Here is a 12,446-nt window from a genome sequence, read left to right as displayed (position 1 = left end):
CGCGCCCGACGTTCAGGCGATGCTGCAACCTGGGCTGCGAGGTCTACGGCTGCGGTGCTGGCTGCCCACGGCCGGACGGGGCCGACTGCAGGTAATCTTCGACCCACTTCACCCAGCAATCGGCACCGATCTTCACCAACGCATCGTTGAAGTCGTAGTGTGGATTATGCACCGAGCACCCATGGAACTCGCCCGTACCGTTGCCCAGCATGAAGTAACAGCCAGGCCGCGCCTGCAGCATGTAGGCGAAGTCCTCGGTGCCCATCACCTTCTTCGGCATCTTGTCCAGCAGCGCACCGTCGGCAAATAACGGCCGCAGACTCTCACGCAGCCATGCGCTTTCGTGTTCGCTGTTGCACAACGCGGGTGCCAGCTGGGTGAATTCCACATCAATCTGCACGCCAAAGCTTTCGGCGTGGCCTTTGGCCAGGGCTTCGATACGGCTGTTGATTTTCTGCTGGGTCTCAGCCGTATCGGTGCGGACGCTCAGCAGCATGCAGGCTTCGTCGGGGATGATGTTGTAGACGGTACCGGCCTGGATCATGCCGATGCTGATGACCGCATACTCCTCGACGCTGAGGTTGCGCGACTTGATGGTCTGGATGCCACCGATCAGGCTGTTCAACGCCATCACCGGGTCGACCGAGAGCTCCGGCATCGCACCGTGGCCGCCCTTGCCGGTGATGCGCACGCTGACCCGTTCCGAAGACGCCATGGTGGGCCCGGCCTGCACCACGCAGGTACCCACTGGCATGCCGGGCATGTTGTGCAGCGCATACACCGAATCACACGGGAAGCGCTGGAAAAGATCGTCGTCGATCATCGCCTTGGCCCCGGCCAGGCCCTCTTCGTCCGGCTGGAAGATCAGGTTCAAGGTGCCGTTGAAGTTACGCGTGGCCGCCAGCCGTGCGGCAGCGGCCAGCAAAATAGCGGTGTGCCCGTCATGACCACAGGCATGCATGCGGCCGGGGATCTTGCTGGCATGCGCGAAGGGGTTCTTTTCACTCATGGGCAGGGCGTCCATGTCGGCACGCAAGCCGATGCTGCGCGGGCTGTCGCCCACTTTAAGCACCCCGACTACACCATGCCCGCCCACATTGCGATGCACTTCATAGCCCAAGGCCTGCAGCTTGTCGGCGACCAGGGCCGCGGTGTCCGGGGTTTCACCGCCCAACTCGGGCGCTGCGTGGATCTGCCGGCGCAGCATGACGAACTCGTCCAGCTCGGCGATCGCCTGCCGAGGTTGATTGCTCTGCACAATACCCATGTCATTCGCATCCTTTGTTTTCAGGGAAGTAGTTGAGGCAAGCCAGGCTGACAACGCCGCCAGCCACCAGGAACCAGGCCGGGGCCAAGGGAGTGCCCAGCGCCGCGATCAGCCAGGTTGCCACCAGCGGCGAGAAACCGCCGAACAGGGTCACCCCCAGGCTGTAGCTGACCGACGTGCCGAACGAGCGCCGGGCTTTCGGGAAACCCTCCATGATCAGTGCGAAGAACGCACCGGCACCGATGCAGGTCGGCAGGATCAGCAGCGCCACGCACATCATCGCCAGCGCCATGTGCTGCACATGGCCGAGCAGGTAGAACACCGGCAGGGTCAGCACCACCGGGGTGGCAACCGTCCACACCAGCAGGCGTTTGCGCAGCTGGTACTTGTCGGCGAACTTGCCCGCCAGCGGGCAGATGAGCGCCATGCAGCCGCTGCTGATACAGGCAATCGCCATCGCGCTGCCTGGCGGATAGTGCAAGGCTGTGGTCAGGTAGGTGGGCATGTAGAACACGAACAGGTACATGCCGATGGTTGAACTGGCCATAAGGCCGATGCCCTGGGCGATGCGCTTGATCAGTTCGGCGTCCAGCCCCTGTTGTGCCTGGTGTGCCGACGCCGCTTCATGGGTTTCCGGCAGGCGCGTGCGAATGTACCAGCCGACCGGGCCGATCAGCAGGCCGAAGATGAACGGGATCCGCCACCCCCAGCTGTCCAGGGCAGCGGGGTCGAGCAGTTGGCTGAGGGCCAGGCCAAAGCCGGCCCCCACCAAAGCGGCGTAGCCTTGGCTGGCGGCCTGCCAGCTGACGCTCTGGCAGCGTTTGCCGACCGTACTGGACTCCATCAGGAACACCGACGCGGTACCGATTTCCCCCCCGGCAGACATGCCCTGGATAAGCCGCCCGGCCACCAGCAACAGCGTGGCGAAAATGCCGATCTGCGAATACGTGGGGGCAAACGCGATCAATGCGGTACCCAGGGTCATCAGCCCGATGGTCAGGCTCAATGCCGCCTTGCGCCCATGCCGGTCGGCGTAGCGGCCAATGACCATCGCGCCGACCGGGCGCATCAGGAACCCGACACCGAAGGTTGCCAGCGACATCAGCAACGACGCCATCGGCGAGTCGGAGGGGAAGAAATGCTTGCCGATCAGCACAGCGAAAAAGCTGTAGATCGTGAAGTCATACATTTCCAGCGCGTTGCCCAACGAGCAGGCGATCAGGGTCTTGCGGGAGGAAGAGGCTTGCGCGGTCGAATGCGTGCCCGTCTGCAGGATCGGCGGTGCAGGTAGCGGTCTGGTCATTGTTATCTCCGTTGGCAAATCGCGGCATGCAGCGAATATCGGCCAATCAGGCCTTCAACACACTTGCAGTTTCGGCATATGGCTAACCAGTGGTTAATTGACCGATGCGGCCGCTGGCCAATTTGCCCTGAACTGGCGCACGGTTCGCCATGCCTCTGCGGCCTGCCCCGTAATTGCTCACAGATCCACAGCCACAAGGCACCTTGCGGCAAGCGCGCAGCCTGTCTGGAACAGTCATGGTTGCCAGTCCGATTGCCGCGCAGGCCCCCGATTAACCAAACGGCATGGTCGGGCCGAATAGGCAATCACGCTGCAACGTGGAGTTCACCGACGCTACAGCCACCACATCACCGTGCTGGCCTGGAGTCGTGAATGATTACTCGCACTACGTCGTTGCTGTTGATGATCCAAGGGGCTTGCCTTGCCGCGCAGGCGCAGGCCGAGGGCTTCCCCACCCTAAACCGGATTGCCTCGGGGTTCGGCTATTACGGCGTGGACTACGGGTTCGATGACAAACTGAAGGTCTACGGTACCCTGGATGCCTTTGCCAGCTACCACGATTCGCAGCACCACTCGGGTTTCAAACTGGCCGGCGGCGGCGCCTGGACCAACAAACTCGGCCTCTATGCACGCAAGGCGCTGAACCCCGATACAGCACTGGAACTGGATGTCGAAGAGGGCTTCAACCTCAACGGCGAGGCCCTGGACGGCACCTGGGACAACATAGGCACCCTGCGCCTGGCGACAGTCGCCCTGCGCTCCCGGACCCTGGGCAAGCTGGAGTTCGGCAAGACCTACGGCATGAGCACGCCAACCTACGCTGACCCGTTCCTGGCAACCTACGGCTCGCCCTACACCTACCTGGCCATACCCGCCGCCGGCAAAGGGGCCTATTACCTCGACCTGCGCCCCAAGCACACCCTGGCCTACAGCAGCCCGAATCTCAATGGGTTCAGCCTGGGAACTGCCTTAACCTTCGGCTTCGACGACGTGGCAAGCCAGGGGCGCACCGTACGCGGCGGTGGTGCAAAGCTGCAGTACCGCAACAGCCGGGTGATGCTGCTGGCCTCGTACAACCTGTACTACAGCGACCCGTGGGACGACAACGGCAGGTCACGCCAGACCGCCAACCACTTCAAGAGCCTGTCGGCGTTCTACGACTTCGGCCCGCTGGCTACCAGCCTGACCTGGCAACGCCAGGACGTGGACCAGGCTGGCACGCCCAGCACCACGCTGTACACCTTCGGTGTAATGGCCCCGGTCGGTGAGCTGGACGTGCTACGCCTGGCGCTGATGCAACGCCAGGTCACGGCCGACGACAAGGACGCATTCGGGGTAATGATCGGCTATGACCACTTCATTACCCCGCGCTGGGCCGTGTATGGCCGGCTGGGCATGATCGCCAACCAGCGGGCATCGTCGGTCACCTACGCCGGCACCCCGTTGGACCAGGTGGGCGACAACCCAACCAACCTCGCGCTAGGCATGTACTACCACTTCTGAGGCGACCGCGCGGGTTTGCCTCAGCACCTGCCCGCGCAAGCTGTGGAACAACTCCTGGGCAGGTGCCGTGAGGCTGTGGCGGTCTATGCAGACCAGGTTGATCGGATAGTCCGGAATCAACTCCTGCACCGCCATGGCCACGTACTGCGAATCGAGGCCGAAGGTGAACCCCTGGTCTACCGCCAGCTCGCTGATGGTCATCAACGACTCGGTATTCTTCAACAGCTTGAGCGCCATCATGATCGACGTGCACTCAACGGTGTTCTGCGGGACCCGCAGGCCGTTGGCCTCGAACAGCTGGTGAAATTGCGAAGCCTGGTCGGACAGCTCGTCCAGGCTGATCCAGTGCCCGTACTGCAAGGTCCGCAGCGATTTGGCGAACTTGTGCTGGTTCGATGCATGGCAGATCACCCGGCCCTTGATACTGCCCAGGGCTTCCCAATCCAGGCTCAGCCGGCTCAGCGGTTGCTGCGAGGTAATGGCAAAGTCCAGGCTGCCGTCGCGCAGGCGCTGCAGGATCTGGCTGGGCCGCAGGTCGGTGATGGTCAACTTCACGCGCGGGTACTTGCGCCGAAAGGCCAGGATGCTTTCATCGACACCGTCCAGCATCGCCGTCAGCGCGGTGACGCCGATCGTAACCGCCCCCAAGGCCGCATCCTGGATGCTTGCGGCTTCGATCTGCAGGCGGCGTATGCTCTCCACCACCAGGTTGGCATGGCGGATCACCCGCTTGCCCTCCTCGGTAAGGGCCATGCCCTTGTGCGAGCGCTGCAACAAGCTAAAGCCTACTTCCCGTTCCAGCTCCTTGATCGAGCGGCTCAGCGCCGGCTGGGTAATGTGCATGAGCTTGGAAGCTTCGAGGATACTGCCTGCGTTATGGATGGCGACCAGCGCCCGGAGTTGGTGAAGTTTCAACCGTCTGTACCTTATTCTTAGCGGGGGCGGTTCGAAATGGGCTTCGGTGGCCCGACACGGCCTGGGTGCAAGGGCCGGGGACGTGCAGCTAGCGCAATGCTGCCAGCAGGCTCGCCGCATCACTGACTTCGAACTTGCCAGGTGCTTCGAGCGCAACGTAGGTGACCACCTGATCGTCGACCACCATCGCATAGCGCAGCGAACGGCGGCCCATACCGCGCGCAGAAAGGTCCTGGAGCAGCCCCAACGCGTCGCTGAAATCGCCATTGCCGTCGCCAATCATGCCCACTGCATCGGCTACCTGCAGGCTGTTGCCCCAGGCGTTCATGACAAAGGCGTCGTTCACCGAGACACAGAGGATTTCGTCAATGCCAGCTGCCGACAACGCTTGCGCCGCAGCGACATAACCGGGGACGTGGCGTTCGGAACAAGTAGGCGTGAACGCTCCCGGCAAACCGAAAATCAGTACTTTTTTCTGCTTGCAACGCTCGCGGATGGAAAAGGCCCTGGGCCCGATCGCGCAGGCCCCCGCGTCGTTGTTGTACTGGTAAAGGGTGACGTCGGGCAGCTGATCGCCAACTTTGATCATCGCGGTATCCTGGGTAAGTTGATGGCCGAGCGTCACATGATGCCGCAGGTCACCAAGGCAGGTACACAACGCTCTCGCCAGAACCGCTGCACCAGCCTGCAATTCACAGCAGCAGAATCGCCTGGTCATGGTCGATGGCGGGAACAGGCACCTGACCACGGGTAACCGCCAGCCATGCGCGCATGCGCTCGGTATCGAAAATCTGCCCTTCCTCCATCATCACCAGGATGAGCGATTGGGACATTCGGTAACACCCGCATCGGGCACAACGCCGCTCTTCCCATCCAAGGGTGCACTCAACGGATTCCGCCTGCCCTGCACAGATCAGACAACTCATGTAAGCCCCCTTTTATTGTTCTTCCATGGGAGGTGGGTACGAACGCATGAGCCCGTAATGGCTCTCGTTTGACATGAGATATTCATGCCAACTCAAAATTCCCTCCCTTTTATCAGGAAATAATTCGCGAAGGCTTCATGAGGAAAACTAAATGTTTTCTGAATCATCTTCAATTTCATTCATGCACTGACCCTGCCTAGAATAGGCCTCGATCACGGACAACAGACGACCGAGCCTTCAGCCTTGCGCATGCCGCCTCGCAGCAATGAAGCATCTCGGCGCAGGTATCAGGACACCGAACACATGAACGAAGCACCGACATTCATCGTCACGCGCACCCCTTTCGATGAGCACTACCACCCCGGCGAAAACACCCGCATCACCACCAATTTCGCCAACCTGGCGCGGGGTTCGAATCGCCGGAAAAACCTGCGCAACACCCTGAAGATGATCGACAACCGTTTCAACGCCCTGGCGCACTGGGACAATGCCGACAACGATCGCTACAGCGTTGAGCTGGACATCATTTCGGTCGCACTGCGTCTGGGTGCCGAGCAGCACGGTAGCGCCCTGCCGCTGATCGAGATCTTGAAGACCCATATTGTCGACCACAAGACCGACACCCGCCTCGAGGGTATGGTCGGTAACAACTTCTCCTCGTACGTCCGCGACTACGACTTCAGCGTCCTGTTGCTGGAACACAACAAGGGTCGGCCAACTTTCAGCACACCTGAGAACTTTGGCGAGCTGCATGGCAACCTGTTCAAGTGCTTCATCAACTCGCCAACCTACAAGCAGCACTTCAACAAACCACCGGTCATCTGCCTGAGCGTGTCCAGCAGCAGGACCTACCACCGCACCGAAAACCAGCACCCGGTCCTGGGCGCTGAATACCTGCAGGACGCCTACTCGCTGACGGACGACTACTTCAACAAGATGGGCCTGAAGGTGCGCTATTTCATGCCGCCGAACAGTGTGGCGCCATTGGCCTTTTACTTTGCCGGTGACCTGCTGGCCGACTACAGCAACCTTGAGCTGATCAGCACCATCAGCACCATGGATACCTTTCAGAAAATCTATCGCCCCGAGATCTACAACGCCAACTCGGCAGCCGGAAAGTCCTACCAGCCCAGCCTGAAACACCAGGACTATTCCCTCACGCGCATTGTTTACGATCGCGAGGAACGCAGCCGCCTGGCGATCGAACAGGGCAAGTTTGCCCAAGAGCAATTTGTCAAACCGTACCAGGCCACGCTCGAGCAATGGTCCGCTCGATACGCCCGCTGATCACTTCACGTACAAGGTTACCGTTGATGAACACCCTGCTTCCCACCTCCACTGCCGGCAGCTTGCCCAAACCTTCCTGGCTGGCCGAACCGGAAACACTCTGGTCACCCTGGAAGTTGCAGCATGCGCAATTGATCGAAGGCAAACAGGATGCCTTGCGCCTGGCCCTGCAAGAACAACAGCACGCCGGCATCGATATCGTCAGTGACGGCGAGCAGACACGTCAGCATTTCGTCACCACGTTTATCGAGCACCTTGCCGGGGTAGATTTCGCCAAGCGTGAAACAGTCCGAATTCGCGACCGCTACGATGCCAGCGTCCCGACGGTAGTCGGCGCTGTCGCCCGCGAAAAACCGGTGTTTGTCGAAGATGCGCGGTTCCTTCGGCAGCAAACCACCCAGCCGATAAAGTGGGCGCTGCCCGGCCCCATGACCATGATCGACACGTTGTATGACAGCCATTACAAGAGCCGGGAAAAGCTCGCTTGGGAATTCGCCAAGATACTCAATCAGGAAGCCCTGGAACTGGAAGCGGCCGGCGTCGATATCATCCAGTTCGACGAACCCGCCTTCAATGTGTTCTTTGACGAAGTGAATGACTGGGGCGTGGCTACCCTGGAACGGGCCATTCAAGGCCTCAAGTGCGAAACGGCCGTGCACATCTGTTACGGCTACGGCATCAAGGCCAATACCGACTGGAAAAAGACCTTGGGCTCGGAGTGGCGGCAATACGAAGAGGCCTTCCCCAGGTTGCAGCGATCCAGCATCGACATCATTTCGCTGGAGTGCCACAACTCACAGGTGCCGATGGACCTGCTTGAACTGATTCGTGGCAAGAAAGTCATGGTCGGCGCCATTGACGTCGCCAGCCATGGCATCGAAACACCCGAGGAAGTTGCCCACACCCTGCGCAAGGCCCTGCAGTTTGTCGACGCCGACAAACTCTACCCGTGCACCAACTGCGGCATGGCGCCCCTGCCACGCCGGGTCGCCAGCGGCAAGCTCAAGGCGCTGAGTGCAGGGGCAGCCATCGTCCGCGCAGAGTTGGCGAACCGCCGCTGAAGGCAACGCAGCCACAAGACGTCGGCGGTGCAATTCATCACCCGTCATCAACCACGCTGCGAACCAGGCGACCGGTTCGCAGCGTATGAGCTTTCACGCTTGGGTTCACGCATTCAGCAAGGGATACCCGCCAGCGGCCATGCCGGTGCTTGGGTTTCTTGGGCTTGGGCGCGTTGACGTGCCCACTGGGTCAGGGCTGCCATCAGGGCAAAGCCCAGCAGGATCATGACCGGATAGGCCAGCAACAACTCGGTCAGCGAATACTTCCAGGCCAGCGGCCGGCCAACCCCCAGCATCGCTGCGTACAACCAGGAAACACCCGACAGGGCGCCGGAGAACAGGGCGAACAGGCGCACGCCGATATTCAAGTCGATCAAAGAACCGGCCTTGAGCAAGGCAGGCAAGACATAACGGTGCAACAACAGGCCATTGAACGTCAGCAACAGGACAATAATGACCTTGGCGTGAAGTTTGGGATTGGCAAAATAGTTCATGCCTTTCTCAAGGTAGTCAATACCAATCACGGCAGCGCCGGTCAGCCACAACCCTAACAAAGCATAGGTCACAGACTTCTGTAACCGCGCCATGTGCTGACCGTCATGGCCGGCCTTTTTGTGGCCTTTCAATAAGTCCCTGACCATCTCGGCATCACTGGTAAACACCAGGCCGATGGCAATGCAACAGGCCAACAGATGAACATAAATCACCGACAGCCGCACCAGTTCCATGGATTCTTTTTGCCCGAACAGGCTAATAATTGTATTAAACTCCACGTCGAATTCTCCACGTAATACATCAGCGCCCCATAGCCGTGCGACAGGCGTGCGAACCCCTTGATCGCAGCGGCAAACGCCAAATCATATCGTTAGTTTGAACAGCGGATTGTTTTACCTAGGCGTACAGCGGCTCAACCGGATGAGCCTCGGTTGGGCATGGGCATTACTCCACTTTCAACGGTAAAAAAAAGCCCCATGTGCATCCCTGCGATGCAGATGAGGTTGAACATCCTTTACTTTCTGGGGAGTGTGCAAAGTGCAGTTCCAGCGGAACACACCTGCTGGCAAATAAGAGCCGCCAGCGAGCGAATCGTTCATATTTCATACAGAACCACCGACCAGCGGTATTTAAAGTCGCGTTAGTTAGTTTGCTAACTTCTTGCAAGCTGACCGATTGGGTAATTTTTTGTCGGTAGTTGGATCCAGAACAGGCAGCGACTACAAATTGCTCTAACCCGCTGCATACAGAACGCCGCCCCGGAAAGAACAGCGCCAACCTGCCCCATGGCACTTACCCCAACAGCTGGCTCAACACCGCGCGCAATTTGCCTGGTTTAACCGGTTTGTTCAGTAAGGGTGCGCCAAGTGTCAGCAGGGCCTGTCGGCATTGATCGCTGCGATCGGCAGTGATGATGACTGCCGGTATCGGGGTGGCAAAATGCTCGCGTAAATGCCGCACCACCTCGCAACCCACCACGCCGTGATCGAGATGGAAGTCGGCCAGGATCAACTCCGGTGCCCGCCCCTGGAGCGCCTGCATGGCCGCCGCCTGGTCGGTGGCCGTAACCACCTCGCACCCCCACTGCCCCAGCAGCGCACCCATGCTTTGGAGGATGCTCACTTCGTTGTCCAGCACCAGCAGGCGCCGGCCCGGCAGCGGGTTGCCGGCGCTGGGCTGCGGCGCGGCCTGGTGTGCCGCCTGCGGTACTTCTTGGCCAATCGGCACCTCGATGCTGAACATCGAACCACGCCCCGGCCACGAGCGCACTTCGATCCGGTAGCCGAGAATCTTGGCGATCCGCTCGACGATCGCCAGGCCCAGGCCCACGCCCTTGCGGTCCGCCGCACGGCCAACGTCCAACTGGTTGAACTCGAGGAAGATGGCTTGCAACCGGTCCTGCGCAATGCCCCGCCCGGTGTCCCATACCTCCAGGCGCAGGTGTTTGCCGCGGCGCCTGGCGCCTAGCAAGATCCGACCCTGATCGGTGTAACGGCAGGCGTTGCTGAGGAAGTTACGCAAGATGCGCGTCAGCAGCCGCAGGTCAGTGCTGATGGCGTAGTCGCCAATGCGCGCATGCAGCTTCAGGCCTGCCGCGTCGGCCACGGAACGAAACTCCGAGACCAAGGGCGCGTACAGTTCGTCGAGGCGGTACACCGCCACATCCGGCTTGACCGCGGCCTGGTCGAGTCGGGAAATGTCCAGCAGGTCGGTCAGCAAGTCCTCGGCACCCTCCAGGGCCTGGTGGGTACGCTCCACCAATATGTGCTCGGCGTCTGGCAAGGGCCGTTCACGCAAGGTCGAGATCAGCAGGCGGGCGGCATTCAATGGTTGCAGCAGGTCGTGGCTGGCGGCCGCGAGGTATTTGTCCTTGCTTCGGTTGGCGGCTTCGGCGGCATCGCGCGCCTCGAGCAATTCGTCCGTTCGCGCAGCGACCCGTTGCTCCAGTTCGTCATTGAGTTGTTGCAAGCGCTGCTGCGCCTGCTTGCGCTCAGTGATGTCGGCGACAAAGCCTTCCACCAGGCCTTCCTGGCCGGGCTTGAGCAACAGGTTCATCAGCACATCGAGGTAACTGCCGTCCTTGCGCCGCAAGCGGGTTTCATAGCCATGCAGGCTATGCTCACGGGCGAGGATCGCCGTGATGGCGTGCAGCTCCTGGGCACCGCCGTCGAACAAGTGAGCGGCCAGGTCAGTCAGCGAAAACAGCACTTCCTGCGGGTCGTCGTAGCCCAGCATGCGTGCCAGTGCCGGGTTGGCGGCACGCATGCCGTCTTGCAGGCTGGCCTGGAAAATCCCGTGCACGGCGTTTTCGAACAGCCATTTATAGCGGTTGCGCTCGGCCTCCAGTTCATCCAGGCGTGCGGACAGTTCCGGGTAATGGCTTTTGCGCGCCGAGTGATCACCCAGCCCCAGCAGCCCGGCCAGCGCCCGTTGCTGGTCGTCAGAGGGCCTCGCCATAGACCACCTCGACATCCCGCTGGCTGGACGCGCGGGGGTTGGTGAGGATGCACGGGTCATCCATCGCATGTTGCGACAAGAACGGAATATCGGACGTGCGCACCCCATGCAGGCCCAAGGTTTCATGGAAGCCGATGGCATGTTTCAGGGCAATCAGGTGCTCCACCAGGCGCCCGCAGATCTGCCGGTGGTTGAGCCCACGGCAGTCAATGCCGAACACTTCGGCAATCACCTTGAAACGCTCCGGCGCCGAGCTGTAGTTGAACGCCACCACATGCTCCACCAGCACCGCGTTGCACAAGCCATGCGGCAGGTCGAGGAACCCGCCCAGGCTGTGCGACATGGCGTGCACCGCGCCGAGGATCGCGTTGGAAAACGCCAGCCCCGCCTGCATGCTGCCGAGCATGATCTTCTCGCGCAGGGCGATATCGTGGGGGTTGGCGATCATCTCCACCAGGTTGCCGTTGATCAGGCGCATGGCTTCCAGCGCATGGGGGTCGGTCAGCGGGCCGTGGCCGGTGGACACAAAGGCCTCGATGGCGTGCACCAGCGCATCGATGCCGGTACACGCCGACAGGAACGGGTCCATGCTCAGGGTGGTTTGCGGGTCGATCAGCGACACGTCCGGCACCACCGCCTTGCTGACGATGGAGAACTTCATGCGTTCCTGCTGGTTGGAAATGATCACGAATTGCGACACGTCGGCCGAGGTGCCGGCGGTGGTCGGGATCAGGATCAGCGGCGGGCTCGGCACGCGGATCATGTCCACGCCTTCGAACTCGAGGATGCTACGCCCGTGGGCGACCACGATGCCGATGGCCTTGCCGCAATCCATCGGGCTGCCCCCGCCCACAGCGACGATCACATCGCAGTGGTTCTGCCGATAGATCTCGGCGCCGAGCATCACCTCCTCGACCCGCGGGTTGGGTGATACGGCAGTGTAAAGGCAATAGTCGATACCCTGCCCCTGCAGGCTGGCCTCGACGTCGGCCACCCAGCCAGCAGCGATCACGCCGGGGTCGCTGACTACCAGGACCTTGCGCGCACCGAAGGTCTTGGCGTAGTTGGCAACATTGTGTCGGCAGCCGGCACCAAAGATGATTTCAGGCGAAACGAACTTGCGAAGCGGGCTGAAACTCTGGCTCATCGTAAAGCCTGTTTTTATTGTTCTGGAAGGTAACCGCCAGCGTAAAGCATCCCGCAGCGAAAGCAACCAGACCAAAGCGGGGCAA

The 12,446-nt window shown here is 60.8% G+C and carries 11 protein-coding genes; 3 read left to right on the top strand and 8 right to left on the bottom strand.

Annotation, left to right across the window (positions count from 1 at the left end):
• Positions 1-43 precede the first annotated feature (43 nt).
• The gene (locus OO258_RS07015; RefSeq protein ID WP_266029412.1) at positions 44-1,267 is read right to left on the bottom strand and encodes a M20 aminoacylase family protein; all 1,224 of its coding nucleotides are present in this window, start codon (positions 1,265-1,267) and stop codon (positions 44-46) included.
• Position 1,268: 1 nt separating this feature from the next.
• Positions 1,269-2,570 carry an MFS transporter gene (locus OO258_RS07010; RefSeq protein WP_266029410.1) on the bottom strand — a complete coding sequence of 434 codons (1,302 nt, stop codon included), beginning with the start codon at positions 2,568-2,570 and terminating at the stop codon, positions 1,269-1,271.
• A gap of 372 nt (positions 2,571-2,942) precedes the next feature.
• Here OO258_RS07010 and OO258_RS07005 point away from each other — a divergent pair, with 372 nt between their 5' ends.
• Positions 2,943-4,073, top strand: coding sequence for a porin (locus tag OO258_RS07005; protein ID WP_266029408.1), 1,131 nt, complete (start codon positions 2,943-2,945; stop codon positions 4,071-4,073).
• On the opposite strand, the gene OO258_RS07000 is transcribed toward OO258_RS07005, so the two are convergent.
• The 3 genes from OO258_RS07000 to OO258_RS06990 all read right to left on the bottom strand — a co-directional run bounded on the left by OO258_RS07000 (position 4,050) and on the right by OO258_RS06990 (position 5,821).
• Positions 4,050-4,988 (bottom strand): LysR family transcriptional regulator, encoded by a 939-nt coding sequence (locus tag OO258_RS07000; RefSeq protein WP_266029406.1) that lies wholly within the window; start codon positions 4,986-4,988, stop codon positions 4,050-4,052. The genes OO258_RS07005 and OO258_RS07000 overlap by 24 nt on opposite strands.
• 88 nt (positions 4,989-5,076) lie before the next feature.
• Positions 5,077-5,577 (bottom strand): peroxiredoxin, encoded by a 501-nt coding sequence (locus tag OO258_RS06995; RefSeq protein WP_266029403.1) that lies wholly within the window; start codon positions 5,575-5,577, stop codon positions 5,077-5,079.
• A 103-nt stretch (positions 5,578-5,680) separates the two neighbouring features.
• Positions 5,681-5,821 (bottom strand): hypothetical protein, encoded by a 141-nt coding sequence (locus tag OO258_RS06990; RefSeq protein ID WP_177410701.1) that lies wholly within the window; start codon positions 5,819-5,821, stop codon positions 5,681-5,683.
• A gap of 396 nt (positions 5,822-6,217) precedes the next feature.
• On the opposite strand from OO258_RS06990, the gene OO258_RS06985 reads away from it, so the two are divergent.
• Both OO258_RS06985 and OO258_RS06980 read left to right on the top strand, forming a co-directional pair.
• Positions 6,218-7,201: a DUF1852 domain-containing protein gene (locus tag OO258_RS06985; protein ID WP_266029401.1), complete on the top strand. Its 984-nt coding sequence runs from the start codon at positions 6,218-6,220 to the stop codon at positions 7,199-7,201.
• 26 nt (positions 7,202-7,227) lie between these two features.
• Positions 7,228-8,262, top strand: a complete 1,035-nt coding sequence (locus tag OO258_RS06980) for a methionine synthase (protein WP_266029399.1) — start codon at positions 7,228-7,230, stop codon at positions 8,260-8,262.
• Between the two features lie 113 nt (positions 8,263-8,375).
• Here OO258_RS06980 and OO258_RS06975 read toward each other — a convergent pair whose 3' ends face one another.
• The 3 genes from OO258_RS06975 to ercA all read right to left on the bottom strand — a co-directional run bounded on the left by OO258_RS06975 (position 8,376) and on the right by ercA (position 12,361).
• Positions 8,376-8,990, bottom strand: a complete 615-nt coding sequence (locus tag OO258_RS06975; RefSeq protein ID WP_266029652.1) for a hypothetical protein — start codon at positions 8,988-8,990, stop codon at positions 8,376-8,378.
• Positions 8,991-9,549: 559 nt separating this feature from the next.
• Positions 9,550-11,214 (bottom strand): NahK/ErcS family hybrid sensor histidine kinase/response regulator, encoded by a 1,665-nt coding sequence (locus tag OO258_RS06970; RefSeq protein ID WP_266029397.1) that lies wholly within the window; start codon positions 11,212-11,214, stop codon positions 9,550-9,552.
• Entirely contained in the window at positions 11,198-12,361 is a 1,164-nt protein-coding gene (gene ercA, locus OO258_RS06965) for an alcohol dehydrogenase-like regulatory protein ErcA (RefSeq protein WP_266029395.1), read from the bottom strand. Before ercA ends, OO258_RS06970 begins: the two co-directional genes overlap by 17 nt.
• Positions 12,362-12,446: the final 85 nt, after the last annotated feature.

Source organism: Pseudomonas sp. DCB_BI (genome assembly GCF_026240995.1).
Lineage (GTDB): Bacteria > Pseudomonadota > Gammaproteobacteria > Pseudomonadales > Pseudomonadaceae > Aquipseudomonas.
Note: the sequence above shows the minus strand (reverse complement) of the source record. Positions and strands in the feature narration are given on the sequence as shown.